Here is a 20,567-nt window from a genome sequence, read left to right as displayed (position 1 = left end):
CCCCCGGATCCGATCAGGGCTCGACCACCGCCACCCGCTTGCGGTTGTCAGAAGGCACGCGGTCGATCAGCTTGTTGTAGGGGTCGAAACCCACCTCGTAGGGTGCTTCGTCGACCGTCACAGTGATCGTCGGCTCGGCCTCCGTGATCCGACGCCGCTCGAGGAACAGCACCCGCTCGTCCGCCTCGTCGGCGCCCGGCGCGCGCGCGAACACCGCCACCTCGACCTGGTCATCCATCGGCGCCGGCGTCTCCTTGCCCAGCCCGTCGCTGTAGATCTTTCCGGCCCTGAGCGAGAGAGTGACGTCCCAGCGACCGTCGGCGCGCTTCGTGGCCTTCGCATCGACCACCCGGTTGTCGTAGAAGGTGATCCTCTGGAACAGGTCGGTGATCAGGCTCTGCAGTTCGGGCGACGCCTCGGCGCGGATGTACTCGAGCAGCTCCGCGGAGGTCGTGTAGGGCGGCTGCTGGAAGCCCTTGTCCTGCAGGTAGCGGCGCAGCGCACGATTGAGGGCTTCCTCGCCCATCTCCTCGCGCAGACGATAGAAGACCAGCGAGCCCTTGTTGTAGTGGATGTACCCCTGGTTCTCGACGCGGTACAGCGGCAGTTCCTCCACCAGTTCGCCGCCGCGCCGGTCGAGGTAGTTGTCCAGCTCATACCTGAGGAACCGACGCATCTTGTCACGGCCGTACTTCTTCTCCATCACCATCAGCGCCGAGTACTGCGACAGCGACTCGCTGAGCATGACCGAGCCCTGCACGTCGGCACCGATCACCTGGTGCGCCCACCACTGATGCGCCACTTCGTGCGAAGTCACGTAGTAGACGTAGTCGATGGCGTCCTCGTCGCGCAGGTCGGCGATGAAGCCGATCGACTCCGAGAACGGGATGGTGTTGGCGAAGCTCTGCGCGAAGCGCTCATAACGCGGGAACTCGATGATCCGTACCTGCTTGTGCTGGTAGGGAGTGAAGTTCGCAGTGAAATAGTCGAGCGAGTCCTTCGTCGCCTCGATCATGCGATCGACGTTGTATGAATGGGCGGGGTGGTAGTAGACCTCGACCGGGATCCCGTTCCACGTGTCACGCTTCACCTCCCAGCGCGCCGAAAGCCAGGCGGCGAACGGCAGCATGGGGCGGTCCATCGCGTAGGCGAAGCAGCGACGGCCGTTCTCCTCCGTCTCGGCCTCGAGGTAACCCGGCGCCAGCGCGATCTGGTCGGGCGACGTGCAGACCTTGGTGCGGAAGTCGATCCAGTCGGCGTCGTCGCTGATGTAGGTGTTGGCGCGTGCCGCCTCGTCCTCCAGCTTCGCCATCCGCGGCACCTCGCCCAGCCCGCGCTCGCGGCGTTCGTTGCGGTCGACGATCTGCATCCCGGTGCTGTAGCCGAAAGTCGGCAGAACACCGGAGTTGAAGAACGTGCCGTTGCCGACCACCTGGGTCTGCAGCACGTTGTTGCCGAAGCCGCGCTCGGCGGCGCGCACCTCGAAGCGCAGGGTCATCTCGGCCCCCGGCGCCATCGGCTCGCGCAGGCGGTAGATGCGGTAGCCCAGGGGTTCGTCGAAGCGCTCGAGTTCGTGTGGCGCGAAGTCGATCGAGGCCAGCTCGATCCCACGCGTGGTCAGCACGTGGAAGGCCTCGATCGGGACCTTGTGCTGGTTCACCAGCCGGTAGCTGCCGCGGATCGTGACGCTGCGCGTCTCGGGACGGATGTCGACCTCGGTGTCGATGGCCTTGATGCGCGGCTGGGGCAGGCCGGCGTACTGCGCGTACTCCTTTTCGTAGCGGGCCTGAAGATCGAGCGCGGTGTCGCCGGACATGTAGTCGTTGACCACGTTGGTGTTCCAGAACACCCAGCCGCCGACCCCGGCCCAGGCTGCGACGGCGACGGCCAGTGCCGTGCCCAGCGGCCCACGCAGTCGTTGGGCCGCATGCCGCCGCCGCTCGCGGCCGGACGGCGCGGTGCCGCGTACCCAGAACGCAGCCGCCAGCAGCAGCAGCGAAACCACGAACATCAGCCAGTAGACCGAGAACCAGGCCCAGCCCGTCAGGTAGTGGCCGAAGCCATTCATGTCGGAATAGGTCGGCGTCGGCGCGCTCGCGAACTGCACCAGGTTGTGGTCGATATCCAACACGCCCAGCACGATCTGCGAGACATAGATGAGGATCACGGCCAGGTAGCCCGCGAACTTGTTGTTCGTGAAGACCTGCACGGCCACGCCGAGCAGGCCCATCAGCACGAAGGGCACCGCGGCGATCGCAAGCGACGCCGCATACACGCCGGGCTCGAAGTGGGTATAGCCGCGCATCAACTGGAAGCCCATGCCGGCCAGCACCCCGGCCGTGCTGAACACCGCCACCACCGCCAGCACCGCGCCGCACTTCGCGGCCAGCGGCACCCAGTCGGGGACCGGCAAGGCATCGGACACGTCGCTGATCTTCGCCTGCCGCTCCTTCCACACCAGCTCGCCGGCGTAGAACGTCACGACCAGGAACAGGAAAAGAGCCATGCTGCCCTGCAGCGCCTCCACCATCAGGTAGGACACTGGGAAGACCTTGGCGCCAAACATGGTGTCGATGAACTGCGCCGCACCAAAGAAGTTCACCACCGCGAACACCAGCATCACGAGGAAGGGCACGCTGCGCAGCACGCCCCAGGTGTCGAAGCGAAGCAGGCGCCAGAACTGGGAGAGCGCAGTACGCAGGGTGAAGGCGCGTGGCGGATGCGCAGCGATCGCGTGCGGCTTTGTGGTCGCTGCCGGCGTCGCCTGCGCGACGGACCCCTTGCGCTTCGAGGTACGCCCCGACCCCGTGCCGGCGCGCATCGGCTTGAACAGCGCATAGGTCGCACCCAGCAGCGACAGCGCCACCGTACCCCACAGCGCACGGTTGGCGATGAGGTATCCCGTCAGTTCCGGCAGGCGGGTGTTCTGCTCCTCGACCGACCAGTAGCGCACCGCGCGGCCCATCGCACGCAGCCCGAAGGGATCGATCAGCGCGGCGATCCAGGCGTTGTCGATGTCGCTGGTCAGGTTGCCGGCCACGATCCACAAGACGAAGAACGCAAGGATGCCCACATAGACCATCAGCAGGCTGCGCGTGACCGCGGCCAACAGCGCCAGCAGCGCACCGCCGAACAGCAGGTTCGGCAACACCAGCACCGCGAACGACCACAGGAAGGGATCGAGCGAGAAGGCGCCGAGGCGCTGGGGGTCGATCCAGGGCATGAACTGGCCGGCGATCATGCCGATCGCCACGGCGACGAAGATCGCGAGGCAAGCCACCAGTCCTGCAGCGAAACGCCCAAATAGATAGTCGGCCTTCCGCATCGGGGTGGCGAAGAACAGTTCGGCCGTTCCGAACTCATGGTCGCGCAGCAGGCCGTTGGCGATGAACAGCACGATCAGGAACAGCCCCAGCAGGCTGAACACGCCGAGCATGTTGGCGATCACGGTCGGCGCATTGCGATGCACATTGCCGATCGCACTGCCGACCTGGATCGCGTCGGACGACGTCGCGCCGAAGGCGAGCAGGCCGAAGACCACGGCCACCACCCACAGCAAGGGGGAGCTGAGCTGGTAGCGCAGCTCGAAGCGGAAGAATTCACCGAACATGGGTGCGCTCCCTCAGGCGGCCTGCGCATGCTGGCGCAGTCGCTGGAAGTAGACGTCCTCGAGGTCCGGCGCGATCTTCGTGAACCCGGCTTCCGGCTGGGACTCCGCGTAGACATGGATCACCGGCTGGCCACCGACCAGACGCGTGGAGAGCACGTCGAAGCGCGCCTGGTAGTCGGCCAGCGTGGACTTGTTCACGGTCGCCTTCCACACCCGGTCGTTGAGGGCCTCGATGGCCTCCTGCGGGCGGCCGGTCAGCAGCACCGTGCCTCGGCTGATGATCGCCATCCGTGGGCAGAGGTCGGTCACGTCCTCGACGATGTGGGTGGACAGGATCACCACCACCTGCTCACCGATCTCGCTGAGCAGGTTGAGGAAGCGATTGCGCTCCTCGGGGTCGAGGCCGGCGGTCGGCTCATCGACGATCACGAGGCGCGGGTTGCCGATCAGCGCCTGCGCGATGCCGAAACGCTGGCGCATGCCGCCGGAGTAGGTACCGAGCTTCCGTTTGCGGGCGTCCCACAGGTTGGTCTGGTGCAGCAGCGACTCGACCACCTCCCTTCGCTCCTTGCGCTGGCGGTAGCCCTTGAGCGCGGCGAAGTGGTCGAGCAGGTCTTCGGCGCTGACTTTCGGGTACACGCCGAAGTCCTGCGGCAGGTACCCCAGCGTGCGGCGCACGGCATCCTTGTCGCGCTGCACATCGATGCCATCGAAGGTGATCGTGCCCTCGTCGGGATCCTGCAGGGTGGCGATGGTCCGCATCAGGGACGATTTGCCGGCCCCGTTGGGTCCGAGCAGTCCGAACAGTCCTTTCGGAATGTCGAGCGTGACGTGGTTGATCGCGCGCACGCCGTTGGCGTAGGTCTTCGACAGATCGTGGATGGTCAGCATGGTCTTCCCCGGCAGGATGGGCCGGCGCATTCGGCGCCGTCATGGAACGGGATCATGCTGGTCCCGCTTGACGTCCACGGGCATGTGCGGCAGGTCATGGGGTGACTTTGGTCACGGAGAACGCCTGCGCCGCGGCATCGGGCGGCAAGAAGCGCAGCTCAGCCCCGCTTCGGCGCCCGCGTCACCAGCACGACGCTCGCGAGGATGACGCCCATCGCCACCCAGGTGTCGGCGTCGAATCGCTCGTGCAGCACCACGGTGCCGAGCAGCACCGCGATGGCCGGGTTCACGTAGGCGTACGAGGTCGCCAGCGCCGGGCGCACGTGGTGCAGCAGCCACACGTAGGCCGTGAAGCCCACGATCGAGCCGAACAGCGCTAGGTAGACGAGAGCCAGCGTCGAATCCAGCGGCGGCACGCCGGCGAAGCGCTCGCCGAGCAGTAGCGACGCGATGGCCATCAGCACGCCGCCCGCAAGCATCTGGCCGGCGGCGCTCATGAAGGGCGTGGGCAGGTCCTGGTCGCGGCTCCACACGGAGCCCCAGGCCCAGGACAGCGGCGCGACGATCAGGCAGACCATGCCGAGCCACGAACCGCGCAGCTCGCTGCCGAAGTTCAGCAGCGCGACGCCGCCGAGGCCGACGACAATCCCCGTCCACTCCAACGCACCGAGCTTGCGCCCACGCAGGGTGGAGAACACCGCGACGAACAGCGGCATCGAGGCCACCGCAATCGCGGCGAGGCCGCTGCTGACTTCGGTCTGCGCAAGGTTCACCAGCCCGTTGGCGAACAGCACCATGAACACGCCCATCGCCGCGAGGTTGCGCCACTGCGCGCGGGTGGGCGGCGCTACGCCGCGCCAGCGCAGCACGGCGTAGAACAGCGCGCCGGCGGCGAGCATGCGGATCGCGCCCATCGCGAAGGGCGGGTAGCCCTGCACGCCGATGGCGATGGCGAGGTAGGTCGAGCCCCAGACGAGGTAGACCGCCGCGAGCGCGGCGGCAACGGCGAGGCGCGACGGCGCGGCGGCGCTCAAGCGCGCCGCCACGAAAACGCGAGCGGGATCAATCCGCCCAGAGCGTGGCCTGGCGCGACTCCGGCAGCACCTGCGTCGCGAGGCGCTGGTTGCCGGCAAGCAGGCCGAGCGCGTCGGCCAGCACGTGGGCCGACTCGCGCAGCAGCGGGTCGATGTGGTTCTCAGCGGCCTTCTCCTCGGCCACCTGCTCGGCCACGTCACGCTCGTCGGCCTGCAGGCCGTCGTCGGCGCGGTTCGGCAGGCTGTCGTCGAGACCCAGGCGCTTGCGCTCGGCGGTGCGGGCGATGCGCTTCGCCTCGGCTTCTTCGCGCTCGGTGCGGCGGGTGGCCTCGTTGAGCGAGATCGTGCCCTCCTCGCGATCCTTGCGGAACTCGGCCACGTCGTCGCGCCACCAGCCGAACTCGACGTCCTTGGCAATGCGCGATTCATGCCGCTGCGCCAGCGGCAACAGCATCGGCGCGAAATTGCCGTAGGTGCGATGGGTGGCGGGCTGGATGCGGCTGGCCGGCAGGGCGTTGTCGTAGCTGCTCTCGCCGAACTCGCTGGCATCGAGCGTCACCGGGAAGGCCAGGTCCGGCACGACGCCGTTGAACTGTGTGGTGCCGCCATCGATGCGGAAGAACTGCGCAACGGTGAGCTTCAGCTGGCCGAAGCGCGGCTCGCGGGTGTTCTGGAAGCGGTCGAGGTCGATGAGGTTCTGCACCGTGCCCTTGCCGAAGGTGGTCTCGCCGATGATCAGGCCGCGGCCGTAATCCTGGATGGCGGCGGCGAAGATCTCAGAGGCCGAGGCGGAGCTGCGGTCGACCAGCACGGCCAGCGGGCCGTCCCAGGCCACCCCGGCGACGTCGTCGCTCTCGATGCTGATGCGGCCGCCCGCCTCTCGCACCTGCACGACCGGGCCGGTATCGACGAACAAACCGGTGAGCTCGACGGCTTCCGTGAGCGAGCCGCCGCCATTGCCGCGCAGGTCGACGACCACGCCATCGACCTTCTCGGCCTTCAGCTCGGCCAGCAGCTTGGCGACGTCGTTGGTGGCGGAACGCGCATCGGCGTCGCCGCGGCGCTTCGCTTCGAAATCGGCATAGAAGGTCGGCAGGCGGATGACACCGATGCGCTTGCCGTCGGCCTCGATGAGCTGGCGACGCGCGGCCTGCTCTTCCAGCTTCACGCGGTCGCGGACGATCTCGACGATGCGATGCGCGCCGTCGATGCCGTTCACCGCGGGGATGGTGTCGAGGCGAACCGTGGTGCCCTTGGCGCCGCGCACCAGCTGCACGACGTCGTCGATGCGCCAGCCCATCACGTCGACCATCGGGCCATTGCCCTGCGCCACCGCGACGATGCGATCACCGACGGTGAGCTGGCCGGTCTTCGCGGCCGGGCCGCCCGGCACGAGCGTGCGCACGACCACGTAGTCGTCCTGCGATTGCAGCACCGCGCCGATGCCCTCGAGCGAGAGGCGCATCGACATATTGAAGTTCTCGGCGCTGCGCGGGCTCATGTAGCCGGTGTGCGGATCGATCGACTCCGTGTAGGCGTTCATGAAGGTCTCGAACGCGTCCTCGGGCTTCAGCTGGTTCACTCGCGTGGCCATCTGCGCGTAGCGGCGGTCGAGCGTGCGACGGATCTCCTCCGGCGCGCGGCCAGCGAGCTTCAGGCGCAGCCAGTCGTTCTTGACGTACTTCTCCCACAGCGCGTCGAGCTCGGCGCTGTCCTTGGCCCAGGCGGCGTCCTCGCGCTCATAGCGCCACACCTCGTCGGCGCTGAAGTCGAACTCGCCCTTCAGGCGCTCGCGGGCGAAGGCCACGCGCTCGGAGACGCGCAGCATGTAGCGGGTGTAGAGGTCGAAGGCCGGCTGCAGGCTCTGGCCCTTGATGGCGTCGTCGAAGCGGCGCTCGTTCTTCTGGAAGGCATCGATGTCCGACTGCTTGAAGAACAGCTTCTGGCCGTCGAGGCTCTCAAGGTAGCGCGTGAAGATGGCGGTGCTCAGGGCATCGTCGAGCGGCTTCGGCGCGTACGCGTAGCGGCTGTCGGAGAGCACGCCGTAGACCATGCGGGCGGCGCCCTGCTGGTCGACGGTGGGGCGGAAGGCCGGAGTGGCAGTGGCGGCCGAAGCCGGGGCCGCGGCGGCACTGCCGGTGGCGACCTGCGGCGACAAGGCCGCGCCGGCGAGGGCCAGCGGCAGGGCGAGGGCGAGTACGAGGGGCAGCGGCTTCAGCATGGGATGTGGTCCGTCCGTTCGATGCAGCATGCCGCGATTGGGCGGCCGGTCAATGTGCCGGACGTCGCATCAGGCGATGACGCCGGCCTCGGCCGCCGAACGGTCGGCGTGGTAGGACGAGCGCACCATCGGCCCGGAAGCGACGTGGCTGAAGCCCAGACCGTAACCGAAGGCCTCGAGTTCCTTGAACTCTTCCGGCGTCCAGTAGCGCATCACGGGATGGTGATGCGCCGTGGGCTGGAGGTACTGGCCGATGGTGATCATGTCGACGTCGTGGGCGCGGAGGTGCTCGAGGCACTCCTTCACCTGGTCCATGGTCTCGCCGAGGCCGAGCATGATGCCGCTCTTGGTCGGCACCGACGGATGCTGGGCCTTGAAGCGCTGCAGCAGCTGCAGCGACCAGTCGTAGTCGGCACCCGGGCGTACGTTCGGGTACAGCGGGCGGACGGTCTCGAGGTTGTGGTTGAAGACGTCCGGCGGGTTCGTCGCGAGGATCTCGAGAGCGCGGTCCATCCGGCCCTTGCCGCGGAAATCCGGCGTGAGGATCTCGATCTTCAGCGCTGGCGACAGCGCGCGGGCCTCGCGGATGCAGTCGGCGAAATGCTGGGCGCCGCCGTCGCGCAGGTCGTCGCGGTCCACCGAGGTGATCACGACATACTTCAAGCGCATATCGGCGATCGTCTGCGCGAGCTTCAGCGGCTCCGAGGCATCCGGCGGCTTCGGCCGGCCGTGGGCCACGTCGCAGAAGCTGCAGCGGCGCGTGCAGACCTCGCCGAGGATCATGAAGGTGGCGGTGCCGTGGCTGAAGCACTCGTGGATGTTCGGGCAGCTCGCCTCTTCGCAGACGGTGACGAGCGCGTTCTCGCGCAGCTTCGACTTCAGCTGCTGCACGGCGTTGCCGGCCGGGATGCGCACGCGGATCCAGCTCGGCTTGCGCAGCTTGGGCGCCTCGTCGAACTGGACCGGGCTCTTGCCGATCTTGTCGCCACCGAGCTGCTTCTTGCCCGCTTCGAGCGCGTCGGGCGTGAGCACGGTGAGCGGGATGGTCTTGGTCGGCGTGGACATGGTTCGGTTCGCGTCGTCAGGGGCCGGCGGGCGCCGCGCCGAGGTCCGGCGGGTCGTCGCGCCACTCGGCGGCAAGGCCGAGCTGTCGGCAGAGATGGGGCACCAGCACGTCGGCCACAAGGCGCAGCTCACCGGGGCCACCGCAGTCTAGCAGCGTGGTCACGGGCTGCCCGGCGTAACCGCAGGGGTTGATGCGCTGGAAGGGTTCGAGGTCCATCGCGATGTTGAACGCCAGGCCGTGGAAGCTGCATCCACGCCGCACGCGCAGGCCCAGGGCCGCGATCTTCGCTCCATCCGACGTGTACACGCCGGGCGCACCGTCCTTGCGGAAGGCGGCGAAGCCGTAGGTGGCGCAGGTGTCGATGATGGCCTGCTCGATGCGCTCGACCAGCGCCTTCACGCCGATACCGAGCCGCCGCAGGTCGACCAGCGGATAGGCCACCAGCTGGCCGGGGCCGTGGTAGGTCACCTGGCCGCCGCGATCGACGGGAATCACCGGGATGTCGCCGGCCGCCAGCACGTGCTCGGGCTTGCCGGCCTGGCCGAGCGTGAAGACCGGGTCGTGTTCGACCAGCCAGAGTTCGTCGACCGTGTCGGCGCCGCGCTGGTCGGTGAGCGCCTGCATGGCGCGCCACACCGGCGCATAGGCCTGCCGGCCGAGCCAGCGGACGCGCACCGGCGTCAGAGCGTCCACTTCACTTCGGGCAGGGCGCGAAGGGTCTCGTGGGCTTTCTCGTAGTCGGCGCGCGTCGCGGCGTCGAAGGCGTAGGTGACGGACACCCAGTTGCCCTTGGCGGAAGGCCGGCTGCGCTGGCGCTCGCGATGCACGACGAAGCCGGCGGCCTCCAGCGCGTCAGCCATCTTCACGTCGAGCCCAGCGCCCGCCGCGCCCATCGCGCTGATCTCGAAGGTGCCCGGGAACTGCAGGCCGTGTTCGGGGTTGTCGGAGGTGATCGACATGCGCGCTCCGGCCGATTACTCGGCGTTCCACCACATCAGGAATTCATCGTACATGCGGCCGAGGAAGCCGGCTTCGGCCACCGGCTTCAGCGCCACCAGCGGCGCCGAGGCCACTTCCTTGCCGTCGAGCATCACGCGCACCGTGCCGATGGCCTGGCCCTGCGTGATGGGCGCGACGATCTGCTTCGGCACGTCGATCTGCGGCTTGAGGTCGCCGTAGCGGCCGCGCGGCAGCGTGACCAGCACCGGCGTGGTGACGCCGAGTTCGACGGTCTCCGTTTCGCCCTTGAACAGCGGCTGGGTCGCCAGCGCGGCGCTGCCGCCGAACAGTGCGTGGGTCTCGTAGAAGCGGAATCCCCAGTTCAGCAGCGCGAGGTTGTCGCCTTCGCGGATGCGGAAGGCATCGGCGCGCGAGTCGGTCTCGATGCCCATGACCACCGAGATCAGGCGCATGTCGCCGCGCTTGGCCGAAGCCGCGAGGTTGTAGCCGGCGCTGTTGGTGTGGCCGGTCTTGATGCCGTCGACGCTCGGATCCTTCCACAGCAGGCCGTTGCGGTTGTGCTGGGTGATGCCGTTCCAGGTGAATTCCTTCAGCGAGTGCAGCGCATACGCCTCGGGGAAGTCGCGGATCATCGCGCGGGCCAGCAGGGCCATGTCTCGCGCGCTCACCACCTGGCCTTCGGCGTCGAGGCCGTGGGCGTTGACGAAACGGCTGTTCGTCATGCCGATCTTCGCGGCATAGCTGTTCATCAAGTCGGCGAAGGCCTCCTGCGTGCCGGCCACGTGCTCGGCCATCGCGATCGAGGCGTCGTTGCCGCTCTGCACGACCATGCCGGTGAGCACGGCATCCAGCTGCGCACGGGTGTTCACGTCGAAACCGGAATAGCTGCCCGCGGTGCCGGCACCGCCTTCGCGCCAGGCGCGCTCGGAGATCAGCACCTGGTCGTCCTTCTTGATGCGGCCAGCGGCCAGCTCGGCAGCGACGACGTAGGCGGTCATCACCTTGGTCATCGAGGCCGGCGCGCGCGGGGTGTCGATGTTCTGGCCGGCGAGCACCTGGCCACTTGTCGCGTCCATCAGGATCCAGGCCGCGCCCTGCGATGCCGGCGCCGGCGGAATCGCCACGGGGACAGCGGCCGGAACCGGCGCGCTCGGCTGCGGCACCGGGGCGGCCGCGGGCTGGGGCACCGGCTGCGGCGTGGGCGTCTGGGCGACGGCGAACGTGGCAGCGACGATCAGGGGAAGCGCGAGCAGGGACGGGCGACGCATGGGACGACGGGACTCCGGAGTGCTGGGCGCGCGGTGGCCGCGCGTGGAAAGAGTGGAAGGTTACGGCGCAGCGGCTGAATCGCGGGCCGGAATGCGGCGGAAGAGCGGCAGTTTCAAGGCTCCGCGCCGAACAGCCGTGGCGTGGCCAAGCCGCTGTCGAGGATGCGGGCCGCCAGCGCCTGCGCCGCCTCCACGGCCTGCGCCGGGAAGCGCACGCGCCAGACGCTGCGCTCGCCGACGATGGCGTGGTCGAGTTCGGCGCCGGCGAGGCCGGCCTCGGCGAGGCGCTGCACCAGCCGTTCGGCATTCATGCGGTCGCCGAAGCTGCCCACCTGCACGACCTGCGGGCCGATGCCCATCGGGGTGGGCGGCGCGAGCGGGCGGTCCGCGGCCGGGGGCACCGGGCCGCGCCAGCGGTTGGCCGGCACGGGCGCGGCGGCACGCGGCGGCGGGGCGGGTCGTGCCGGCGTGGGCGGCACGGCATCGGCGAAGCGGGTGTCGTCCGGGCCCATCAGCGCCTCGACTTCAACGCGGGCGGTGCCGGAGCGCTTCATGTCGAGGCGCGTGGCCGCGGCGTAGCTCATGTCGATGATGCGCCCGGCATGGAAGGGGCCGCGATCGTTGACGCGGACGACGACGCTGCGGCCGTTGTCGAGGTTGGTGACTCGCACGTAGCTCGGCAACGGCAGCGTCTTGTGCGCGGCCGTGAACGCGCACATGTCGTAGCGCTCGCGGCTGGAGGTGTGGCGGCCGTGGAACTTGTAGCCGTACCAGCTGGCGATCCCGCGCTCCTTGTAGCCTTCCGCCGAATCCATCACGCGGTAGGTGCGGCCGAGCACGCTGTAGGTCTCGCGGTTGCCGTAGCGCGACTTCGGCTCGCGGCGCGGCACCGGCTCGGGGATGTTCGACACGTCGATGGCCACGGGCGGCGCGCTGTCGGCCACGCCCGGCGCGTACAGGCCACCGGCGGTGTACAGCGATTCGTCGTGCTCGCGCGGCGGCACGCAGTTCGGCGCCGGCGGCAGCGCATCGACGCTGGCGGCGCCGCGATCAGGTAGCGGACGCACGCGGCTTCCCGCCTCCCCGGCATACGGGTCGGGGCGCGGCTTCGGGGCACTGCCGCAGGCCGCGAGCAGCAGCGAGGCGACGACGAGGCCGGCGACGCGCGACATCACGGGGCGGCGTCGCCCGCGATGATTTCGTCGGCCAGCTGGTGCACGGCCAAGGCGTACATCGGCGAACGGTTGTAGCGGGTGATCACGTAGAAGTTGCGGAAGCCCAGCCAGTGCTCCGTGCCTTCCGCGCCCTCCAGCGTCACCAGCGTGGCCGGCGCGTCATGGCCCTGTGCCTCGGCCGGGCGGAAGCCCTTCTCGCCGAGTTCGGCGAGGCCGTAGCGCGGCTCGAGGTCGGGCGGCGCGAAGGCCGCGCCCTCGTTCGCGGTGGCGCGCGCGACGACGGGGCTGCCCTTCTCCCAGCCGTGCGCGATGAAGTAGTTGGCGATCGAGGCGAACACGTCCGGCAGCGAGCCGAAGAGATCGCGCTTGCCATCGCCGTCGCCGTCCTTCGCGTAGGCGCGGTAGCTGGACGGCATGAACTGGCCCCAGCCCATCGCGCCGGCATAGCTGCCCTTCTGCGCCGGGATGTCGATGCCTTCCTCGCGCGCGAGCAGCAGCGACTGCGCCAGCTCGTCGCGGAAGAACGCGCCGCGCATGGCCTCGCGCTCCGGGTTGCCGAGCTTCGGGTAGTGGAAGCCCAGCGTGTACAGCGCATCCAGCACCTCGAAGCTGCCGGTGATGCGGCCGTAGGCGGTCTCGACGCCGATGATCGCGACGATGTACTGCTTCGGCACGCCGGTCTCGTCCTCGACCTTCTGCAGCGCCTCGCGGTGCTCGGCGAGGAAGCGCTGGCCGCCGGCAATGCGGGCGTCGGTGATGAAGATCGGCCGGTAGTCCTTCCACGGCCTCACGCGCTCGGCCGGACGCGACATCGCATTGACGATGCTCTGCTGGTAGGTGGCCTTCGCCAGCCAGCCCTCGATCTCGGCGTCGGTGAGCCCGTACTTGGCAGTGGCTTCGGCGATGAAGGCCGCCTTCGCCGCAGGGTCGGTCTCGGCGGCCGAAGCCGGGAGGGCGAGGGCCGCGAGCAGCGCGGCGGACAGCAGGGCGAAACGCATCGGGATCAGGCCGGGACATCCGCGCGACGAAGGTCGCGCTGTGTTGCGGAATTTACCATGCAGCCGCATGCGAGCCGCGCGAGGAAAGCCCGCAGAGTCCACGCGCAAAGCCAGCGGCGCGAGGCTGGCCCGCCCCATGACCTTCTCGGCGAGATTTCCGGCGGTCGGCCCAAAGGGGGCTCCTGCCCCTTGAGCCGATCGCGCATCCCTGCGCGACCCCTTCGGGGCTTGCCCCTCAACAGCGCGCCGGGGCTCCTGATTCGCCGCACGCGGGCCGCTCCGCGCAAGGTCGCGAGTTCTCCGCAAGTTTGAAGGCTTGCGACACGTCAGCCATCTCGCGAGTTGCTTGCACGTGCTAGGGGTCGCGGAGTGGGTGGTGGAGCGCCGCGCCAGCGCCACGACCGGCATGCGAGGCGAATAAGGAGCCCCGACGCGGTGCCCAGGCGATAGCCCGGAGGGCGGCGCATGGATGCGCCGCCGCTCGAGGTACACGGACGTACCCTTCGAGCGGGCCGCCGGGCAGACCATCGGGAAGGTGACGGGGCGGGCCAGCCTCGCATGCCGGCCGTGGCACCGTGCGCGAGCGCTCGCAGCGGCTCTGCTCAGCCGCCCCACGTCCGCCGGTGCGCACCCGCCGCCATCACCATGCCGAAGCCGGCCAACAGCGATACCGCCGACGTGCCGCCGTAGCTCAGCAACGGCATCGGCACGCCCACGACCGGCAGGAAGCCCGCCACCATGCCGGCATTCACGATCACGTAGACGGAGAAGGTCAGCGCCAACGCGCCGGCCAGCAGGCGGCCGTAGGTGTCGCGGGCCTGCGAGGCCAGCCACAGGGAGCGCGCCACGACGAAGAAGTACAGCGCCAGCAGCACCAGCACGCCGAGCCAGCCGAATTCCTCCGAGAACACGGAGAACACGAAATCCGTGGTGTGCTCGGGCAGGAAATCGAGGTGGGCTTGGGTGCCCTGCCCCCAGCCCTTGCCCGTCGCGCCGCCGGAGCCGATGGCGATCTTCGACTGGATGATGTTCCAGCCGGTGCCGAGCGGGTCGGATTCCGGGTCAAGGAAGGTGAGGATGCGGTCGCGCTGGTAGGGCATCAGGAACTGCCAGCCCACCGGCAGCGCGGCGAGGCCAAGGCCGGCGAACAGCCCGATACGCCACCAGGCGATGCCGGCGAGGAAGACGGCGAACACGCCCGAGGCCCCGACCAGCAGGCCCGTACCGAAGTCGGGCTGCAGGATGGTGAGGCCGACCGGCAAGCCGATGATCACGGCGGTGATGCCCAGCGTGCGCCACTGCGGCGGCAGGTGGGCCTGGTGGAGGAACCAGGCCACCATCATCGGCACGCTGAGTTTCAGCAGTTCGCCGGGCTGCAGATAGAACACCTTGAGGTCGATCCACAGGTTCGCGCTGCGGCCCGTGCCGACGGCGAACACCAGGCCCAGCAGCACGAGGCTGGCGAGGTAGGCCAACGGCGTCCATTGCCGCAGGGTGGACGGCGCGAGGCGCGACAGCATCAGCAGGGCACCGAGGCCGACGGCGAAGCGCGCGGCCTGCTTCACGACCGAATCGACGTCGCCGCCCGCACTGGCCTGCACGACGAGGCTGATGGCCATGATGGCGCAGAGCCCGAGCAGCAGCGGCAGATCCACCTTGTCGAGCCAACGCCAGGCGAAGGCGCTGAAGACGCGCACGAGTACGTTCATTCGCGCGACTCCGGGGCGGCGGGCGGGAGCACGGCGGGTTCGGCGGGCGTCGGCGCCGCCGTCGCCCCGGGAGCCTCCGCTGGCAACGTCGGTGGGGCCGCCGGCGGCGGGCCGATCCAGGCATCGAAGATGCGTCGGGCCACCGGCGCAGCCGCCAGCGAGCCCGATCCGCCGTGTTCAACGACCAAGGCCACGGCGATGGTGGGCGCCTCGGCGGGCGCATATCCGACGAACAGGGCCTGGTGGCGAAGGTGATAGGGCAGCTTGTTGGGGTCGAGGCGCTCGGTGCCCTGCCGGCTCACCCGCTGGGCCGTGCCGGTCTTGCCCGCCATCAGGTAATGCGCGCCGACGGCGGCACGAGCGCCCGAACCGGTCGGCCCGTGCATGGTGGCGACGAGGCCGTCGCGGACCGCTGCGAGGTGCGCCGGATCGTGGACCACCGGCAGCGGCGCCGGCTGCGGCTCGGGCAGACGGGGTGCGCCGAAGCCGGCCTGCGTCGCTCGGACGAGGTGTGGGCGTCGCAGTTGTCCGTCGCCGGCCAGCATCGCCGTGCCTTGCGCCAGTTGCAGCGGCGTCACCACCCAGTAGCCCTGCCCGATGCCGGCGATCACCGTCTCGCCGGGGTACCAGACCTGCCTGAAGCGGCGCTGCTTCCACTCGCGGCTGGGCAATACCCCTGAGGCTTCGCCGGTGAGGTCGATGCCCGTCGGCTTGCCGAAGCCCATGCGATCGAAATCGGTGCTGATCCGGTCGATGCCCAGCTTCATGGCCAGGTCGAAGTAGTAGGTGTTGACCGACTGCGCCAGCGACTCGCGCAGGTTGATCGTGCCGTGGCCGCCCGGGCGCCAATCGCGGTACTCGCGCGCCTGGCCCGGCAACCGGTAGGCGCCACTGGAGAACACGGTGGTCTCTGGGGTGATCAAGCCTTCGTCCAAGCCCGCCAGCGCCATGAAGGGCTTCAGCGTCGAGCCCGGCGGAAAACCGCCAAGGACATTGCGGTTGAAAAGCGGACGGGCCACGTCCTCGTTGAGCCGACGGTAGTCGTCGAAGGAAATGCCGCCGACGAACAGGTTCGGGTCGTAGCTCGGCAGGCTGACCATGGCGAGGATCTCGCCGGTCTTGGGATCGATCGCGATCGCCGCGCCATGCTTGCCCTCGAAAGCTTCGACCATGGCCTTCTGCAGGGCGATATCGATGCTCAGGTGCAGGTCGGCGCCGGGCTTCGCGTCGTGCCGGCGCAGCACGCGCAGCGGGCGGTTCTCGACATTCGTCTCGACCTCCTGGTAGCCGACGTCGCCGCGCAGCCGGCTCTCGTAGTAGCGCTCCAGGCCGGTCTTGCCGATGTGCGGCAGCGCCGCGAAGCGCGACTCACCGCGCGCCTCCAAGGCATCGACGTCATCCTGGTCGATGCGCCCGACGTAGCCGACGATGTGCGCCGTGAGTTCGCCGAAGGGGTAGCGCCGCGTCAGGTAGGGCACCACCTCGACGCCGGGGAAGCGGTGACGGTCGACGGCGAGCCGAGCGATCTCTTCTTCGGAGAGGCGCAGCTTCAAGGCGATTGGCTTGAAGCGCCGCGAGCCCTTGCGGGCGTTATCGAAGCGGCGGAGTTCATCCTCGGACAGCGCGACGCGCTCGCGCAGCGCGGCCAGCAGCTGTGGCATGTCCTCGACGCGCTCGGGAACGATGTCGAGCCGGTAGGCGGGCGCGTTGTCGGCCAGCAGCACGCCGTTGCGGTCGTAGACGAGGCCACGCGCCGGCACGATGGGATCGAGCCGGATGCGGTTTTCCTCGGAGCGCGTGGCGTACTCCTCGTGCTGCTGGATCTGCAGCCGGCCGTAGCCCAGCGCGAGGGCGCCGAGGGCCGAGGCGACACCGACAGCCGCGAGCAGGGCGCGGCGGCGGAACTGCTCGCCTTCGGCCGCGGCATTGCGGACGGGACGGGCGCGCCACCGCCTCATCGGCCGCCGGCCCGCTCGCGATGCCGCAGGCGCAGCGAATCCAGCAGCAGGAAGCCCCAGGGCCACACCACCAGCCCGACCAGCGGCGCCAGCGCCGGCCCCCAGCCGGGCAGGCCGGCCCCGGCGATCAGACGGATCGAGGCCATCAGGGCGAAGTCGTTGACCAGCAGCAGGCCCACCGCCGCCGACTGCTGCCACAGCGGGAAGAAGCGCAACTGCGCGCGGAAGCGCTGCACCAGGAACACCAGCACGGCCATGCGCAGCGCCTGCTCGCCCAGCAGCGTGCCGGCCACCACGTCGGCCAACAGGCCGGCGACCCAGGCCAGCGCCATGCCGCCGCGGCCCGGCGACTCCAGCGCCCAATACACCAGCGCCAGCGCCAGCAGGTGCGGACGCAGCGTGTCGAAGGGCGCTGGCAGCGGCAGTACGAGGAACAGCAGGCCGAAGGCGAGGCTGCCCAGCCGGAGCCAGACGGGCGTGTCGCGATTCATTCGCGCGCCTCCGGTGCCGTTGGCGCTGGCGCCGGGGCGTCAGCCGACGGCGTGGACGGGATCACCGGCGCCGCGGGAGGCGTCTCCGACGCGCCCGGTTCGGGATCACGGTAGCCCTCCGGGATCGGCGGCCCCACGTCGATGTCGATCTCGCCCCGCATCACCAGCAGGACTTCGAGGCCGCGATCGAGCTGGGCGGCGGGCGTCACTTCAGCCACGAGGAACAGACGGGTGTCTTCCGGTCCCACGGCCCGCACCGTGCCCACCGCGAAACCGGCGGGAAAGCGACCGCCGATGCCCGACGTGACCAACAGGTCGCCCGCGCGGATGTCGGCCGACTGCGGAATGTTCGGCACGCGCAGGCTGTCGCTTCGACCGGTGCCGACGGCGACGAGGCGCAAGCCGGTGCGCACCACCTGCACCGGCACCGAATGGCTGGCGTCGGTGAGCAGCAGGGCCGTCGCGCCATGCTCGGACACCTGCACCACCTGCCCCAGCATGCCGCCGGCGTCGATCACGGCCTGGCCCACCTCGACGCCCTCGGCACTGCCGCGGTCGAGCCGGACGCGCTGGCGCCATGGGTCGAGGTCCACGTCGACGATGCCGGCCATCTGTACGGCCAGGCGGAAATCGCCGGTGCCCCCGAGCAAGGCGCGCAGGCGCTGGTTTTCGCGGGCGACCGCCTCGAGGCGTGCCAGTTGCGCATCGCGCAGCTGCAGCTCGCGGCGCAGGGTGATGGTCTCGTCGGCCAGCACCTGCTGGCGGCTCAGCGCCGTGTCGGCCCACCGCCACAGCGCGGCCGGCAGGGCGGCGAAACGCCAGACCGGCTCGACCGCCGTGGACAGCGCGGCGCGCACCTTCGGCGAAAGGTCACCGCGATGGTCGGCCACCATCAGCACGGCGGAGAGGGTGATGCAGGCCAACAGCGGCAGCGTGCCGGCGGCCGCTTCCGAAAGTTTCGGCGATGGCGAGCCGGAGTGGATCACGGGTGCCGGGCGGTCGTCGGCGTGCCGGGGTTCACTCCGGCGAGAAGAACTCGTTGCCGGTCATGTCGACCAGCTCGAGCGCACGGCCACCACCGCGGGCGACGCAGGTGAGCGGGTCGTCGGCCACGTGCACCGAGAGGCCGGTCTCTTCGGACAGCAGCTTGTCGAGGTCCTTCAGCAGCGCACCGCCGCCGGTGAGCACGATGCCGCGCTCGGCCACGTCGGCGCAGAGTTCCGGCGGGGTCTGCTCCAGCGCCTGCTTCACCGCGGTGACGATGCCGGACAGCGGCTCGTGCAGGGCTTCCAGCACTTCGGCCGAGGTGATGGTGATGTTGCGCGGCACGCCCTCGGCGAGGTTGCGTCCGGAGACCTCCATCGAGCGGGCCTCCTTCTGCGGGTAGGCGCAGCCGATCTCCAGCTTGATGCGCTCGGCCGTGGCTTCGCCGATCAGCGTGCCGTGGTTGCGGCGCACGTAGTTGATGATGCCCTCGTCGAAGCGGTCGCCGCCGATGCGCACCGACTGCGCGTAGACGATGCCGTTGAGGGAGATCACCGCCACTTCGGTGGTGCCGCCGCCGACGTCGATGACCATCGAACCCGAGGCCTCGCCCACCGGGATGCCGGCGCCGATCGCGGCGGCCATGGGCTCTTCGATAAGGAAGACATCGCGGGCGCCGGCCTCGAGGGCCGACTCCTTGATGGCGCGGCGCTCGACCTGGGTCGAGCCGCAGGGCACGCAGATCAGCACGCGCGGGCTGGGGCGCAGCAGGCGGCTGGTGTGCACCTTGCGGATGAAGTGCTTGAGCATTTCTTCCGTATAGGTGAAGTCGGCGATCACGCCGTCCTTCATCGGCCGGATGGTCATGATGTTGCCCGGCGTGCGGCCCAGCATGCGCTTGGCCTCGGCGCCGACGGCCGCCACCGACTTGGCCGAGCCCACGCCGCGGTCCTGGCGGACGGCGACGACGGAGGGCTCGTTGAGGACGATGCCCTGCCCGCGGACGTAGATCAGGGTATTGGCCGTGCCGAGGTCGATCGACAGGTCGTTGGAGAACAGACCGCGGAGCTTCTTGAACATCGGGGATCGGGCCGGAAAGTCGCTGGAAACAAGCGGACAAGGGTAGCAACCGCGCACCCTGCCCCACAAGGAAAAAGCCCGTTAATGCGGGTATCCTTCGCGGCCCGCCCGGCCGCCACCGGGCACCGCGCGGCACCCGTCATCCGGCCGGGGCGCGCTTACGACGACCCCTGAGGACCGATCCGATGACTGCTGCCCTGATCTGCGGCTCGCTGGCCTACGACACCATCATGGTGTTCCAGGACCAGTTCAAGAACCACATCCTGCCGGACAAGGTGCACATCCTGAATGTGTCGTTCCTCGTCCCGCGGATGCGCCGCGAGTTCGGCGGCTGCGCCGGCAACATCGCCTACAACCTGCATCTGCTCGGCGGCAAACCGCTGCCCATGGCCACCGTGGGCGCCGATTTCGCCCCCTACCGGGCCCACTTCAGCGATCTGGGCATCCCCCTGACCCATGTGAAGGAGATCGCCGACCTCTATACGGCACAGGCCTTCATCACCACCGATCTCGACGACAACCAGATCACCGCCTTCCATCCCGGGGCCATGATGCGCAGCTACGAGAACCACGTGCGCGACGTGCCGGGCGTGGGTTTCGGCATCGTCGGGCCGGATGGCTACGAGGCCATGCTGCAGAACTGCACCGAGTTCGCCGAGTGCGGCATCCCCTTCATCTTCGACCCCGGCCAGGCCATGCCGCTCTACAACGGCGAGGAACTGCGCCGGATGATCGACCAGGCGACCTACGTGACGGTCAACGACTACGAGTCGAGCCTGTTGCAGGAGCGCACCGGGTGGTCGGCCGAGGTCATCGCCAGCAAGGTGAAGGCCTACTTCATCACCCGCGGCCCGAAGGGCTCCGAGGTCCACACCCCGGACGGCATGATCCACATCCCCTCGGCCACCGCCATGCGGGTCGTGGACCCCACCGGCTGCGGCGACGCCTACCGGGCCGGCCTGATCTTCGGCTTCATGAACGGCCTGGACCTGGCCACCACCGGCCGCATCGCCAGCCTGATGGGCGCCCTGAAGATCGAGCACCTGGGCCCGCAGAACCAGCGCTTCGACTACGCCCAGTTCGCCGAGCAGTTCCGCCAGCAGTTCGGCTACGCGCTCTGAC

The 20,567-nt window shown here is 69.3% G+C and carries 16 protein-coding genes; 1 reads left to right on the top strand and 15 read right to left on the bottom strand.

The features are described 5' to 3' along the window. Positions 1–13: 13 nt before the first annotated feature. The 15 genes from O9255_RS11805 to O9255_RS11735 form a co-directional block, all read right to left on the bottom strand. The gene (locus tag O9255_RS11805) at positions 14–3,610 is read right to left on the bottom strand and encodes a M1 family aminopeptidase (RefSeq protein ID WP_297867061.1); all 3,597 of its coding nucleotides are present in this window, start codon (positions 3,608–3,610) and stop codon (positions 14–16) included. A 12-nt stretch (positions 3,611–3,622) separates the two neighbouring features. Next, the gene (locus tag O9255_RS11800; protein ID WP_297867060.1) at positions 3,623–4,501 is read right to left on the bottom strand and encodes an ABC transporter ATP-binding protein; all 879 of its coding nucleotides are present in this window, start codon (positions 4,499–4,501) and stop codon (positions 3,623–3,625) included. Positions 4,502–4,659: 158 nt separating this feature from the next. After that, the gene (yedA, locus tag O9255_RS11795) at positions 4,660–5,547 is read right to left on the bottom strand and encodes a drug/metabolite exporter YedA (RefSeq protein WP_297867059.1); all 888 of its coding nucleotides are present in this window, start codon (positions 5,545–5,547) and stop codon (positions 4,660–4,662) included. A gap of 16 nt (positions 5,548–5,563) precedes the next feature. Beyond that, positions 5,564–7,756 carry a carboxy terminal-processing peptidase gene (locus O9255_RS11790; RefSeq protein WP_297867058.1) on the bottom strand — a complete coding sequence of 731 codons (2,193 nt, stop codon included), beginning with the start codon at positions 7,754–7,756 and terminating at the stop codon, positions 5,564–5,566. Positions 7,757–7,825: 69 nt separating this feature from the next. After that, the gene (lipA, locus tag O9255_RS11785) at positions 7,826–8,821 is read right to left on the bottom strand and encodes a lipoyl synthase (RefSeq protein ID WP_297867057.1); all 996 of its coding nucleotides are present in this window, start codon (positions 8,819–8,821) and stop codon (positions 7,826–7,828) included. A gap of 16 nt (positions 8,822–8,837) precedes the next feature. Continuing rightward, positions 8,838–9,515, bottom strand: a complete 678-nt coding sequence (gene lipB, locus O9255_RS11780; RefSeq protein WP_297867056.1) for a lipoyl(octanoyl) transferase LipB — start codon at positions 9,513–9,515, stop codon at positions 8,838–8,840. Further along, positions 9,503–9,781, bottom strand: a complete 279-nt coding sequence (locus tag O9255_RS11775) for a DUF493 family protein (RefSeq protein WP_297867055.1) — start codon at positions 9,779–9,781, stop codon at positions 9,503–9,505. Before O9255_RS11775 ends, lipB begins: the two co-directional genes overlap by 13 nt. 15 nt (positions 9,782–9,796) lie before the next feature. Further along, positions 9,797–11,050 (bottom strand): D-alanyl-D-alanine carboxypeptidase family protein, encoded by a 1,254-nt coding sequence (locus O9255_RS11770; RefSeq protein WP_297867054.1) that lies wholly within the window; start codon positions 11,048–11,050, stop codon positions 9,797–9,799. Positions 11,051–11,163: 113 nt separating this feature from the next. After that, positions 11,164–12,222, bottom strand: coding sequence for a septal ring lytic transglycosylase RlpA family protein (locus O9255_RS11765; protein ID WP_297867053.1), 1,059 nt, complete (start codon positions 12,220–12,222; stop codon positions 11,164–11,166). Continuing rightward, a complete protein-coding gene (gene mltB / locus O9255_RS11760) occupies positions 12,222–13,223 on the bottom strand; it encodes a lytic murein transglycosylase B (protein WP_297867052.1) in 1,002 nt (333 codons plus the stop codon). The genes O9255_RS11765 and mltB overlap by 1 nt, the downstream gene beginning before the upstream one ends. Positions 13,224–13,825: 602 nt before the next feature. After that, the gene (rodA, locus tag O9255_RS11755) at positions 13,826–14,932 is read right to left on the bottom strand and encodes a rod shape-determining protein RodA (RefSeq protein ID WP_297867051.1); all 1,107 of its coding nucleotides are present in this window, start codon (positions 14,930–14,932) and stop codon (positions 13,826–13,828) included. Continuing rightward, positions 14,929–16,890, bottom strand: a complete 1,962-nt coding sequence (gene mrdA, locus O9255_RS11750) for a penicillin-binding protein 2 (RefSeq protein WP_297867050.1) — start codon at positions 16,888–16,890, stop codon at positions 14,929–14,931. Before mrdA ends, rodA begins: the two co-directional genes overlap by 4 nt. After that, the gene (gene mreD, locus O9255_RS11745) at positions 16,887–17,381 is read right to left on the bottom strand and encodes a rod shape-determining protein MreD (RefSeq protein ID WP_297867049.1); all 495 of its coding nucleotides are present in this window, start codon (positions 17,379–17,381) and stop codon (positions 16,887–16,889) included. The genes mrdA and mreD overlap by 4 nt, the downstream gene beginning before the upstream one ends. Then, a complete protein-coding gene (gene mreC, locus O9255_RS11740) occupies positions 17,378–18,367 on the bottom strand; it encodes a rod shape-determining protein MreC (protein ID WP_297867048.1) in 990 nt (329 codons plus the stop codon). Before mreC ends, mreD begins: the two co-directional genes overlap by 4 nt. A gap of 31 nt (positions 18,368–18,398) precedes the next feature. Further along, positions 18,399–19,445: a rod shape-determining protein gene (locus O9255_RS11735; RefSeq protein WP_297867047.1), complete on the bottom strand. Its 1,047-nt coding sequence runs from the start codon at positions 19,443–19,445 to the stop codon at positions 18,399–18,401. 185 nt (positions 19,446–19,630) lie between these two features. On the opposite strand from O9255_RS11735, the gene O9255_RS11730 reads away from it, so the two are divergent. After that, positions 19,631–20,566, top strand: coding sequence for a carbohydrate kinase family protein (locus O9255_RS11730; protein ID WP_297867046.1), 936 nt, complete (start codon positions 19,631–19,633; stop codon positions 20,564–20,566). Position 20,567 lies beyond the last annotated feature (1 nt).

Source organism: Silanimonas sp. (assembly GCF_027530345.1).
Lineage (GTDB): Bacteria > Pseudomonadota > Gammaproteobacteria > Xanthomonadales > Xanthomonadaceae > Silanimonas.
Note: the sequence above shows the minus strand (reverse complement) of the source record. Positions and strands in the feature narration are given on the sequence as shown.

Excerpts from the sequence above, each read along its gene's own strand:
- O9255_RS11805 (WP_297867061.1), bottom strand. The coding sequence starts at position 3,610 with ATGTTCGGTGAATTCTTCCGCTTCGAGCTGCGCTACCAGCTCAGCTCC.
- O9255_RS11800 (WP_297867060.1), bottom strand. The coding sequence starts at position 4,501 with ATGCTGACCATCCACGATCTGTCGAAGACCTACGCCAACGGCGTGCGC.
- O9255_RS11790 (WP_297867058.1), bottom strand. The coding sequence starts at position 7,756 with ATGCTGAAGCCGCTGCCCCTCGTACTCGCCCTCGCCCTGCCGCTGGCC.
- lipA (WP_297867057.1), bottom strand. The coding sequence starts at position 8,821 with ATGTCCACGCCGACCAAGACCATCCCGCTCACCGTGCTCACGCCCGAC.
- O9255_RS11775 (WP_297867055.1), bottom strand. The coding sequence starts at position 9,781 with ATGTCGATCACCTCCGACAACCCCGAACACGGCCTGCAGTTCCCGGGC.
- O9255_RS11770 (WP_297867054.1), bottom strand. The coding sequence starts at position 11,050 with ATGCGTCGCCCGTCCCTGCTCGCGCTTCCCCTGATCGTCGCTGCCACG.
- O9255_RS11765 (WP_297867053.1), bottom strand. The coding sequence starts at position 12,222 with ATGTCGCGCGTCGCCGGCCTCGTCGTCGCCTCGCTGCTGCTCGCGGCC.
- mltB (WP_297867052.1), bottom strand. The coding sequence starts at position 13,223 with ATGCGTTTCGCCCTGCTGTCCGCCGCGCTGCTCGCGGCCCTCGCCCTC.
- rodA (WP_297867051.1), bottom strand. The coding sequence starts at position 14,932 with ATGAACGTACTCGTGCGCGTCTTCAGCGCCTTCGCCTGGCGTTGGCTC.
- mrdA (WP_297867050.1), bottom strand. The coding sequence starts at position 16,890 with ATGAGGCGGTGGCGCGCCCGTCCCGTCCGCAATGCCGCGGCCGAAGGC.
- mreD (WP_297867049.1), bottom strand. The coding sequence starts at position 17,381 with ATGAATCGCGACACGCCCGTCTGGCTCCGGCTGGGCAGCCTCGCCTTC.
- O9255_RS11735 (WP_297867047.1), bottom strand. The coding sequence starts at position 19,445 with ATGTTCAAGAAGCTCCGCGGTCTGTTCTCCAACGACCTGTCGATCGAC.
- O9255_RS11730 (WP_297867046.1), top strand. The coding sequence starts at position 19,631 with ATGACTGCTGCCCTGATCTGCGGCTCGCTGGCCTACGACACCATCATG.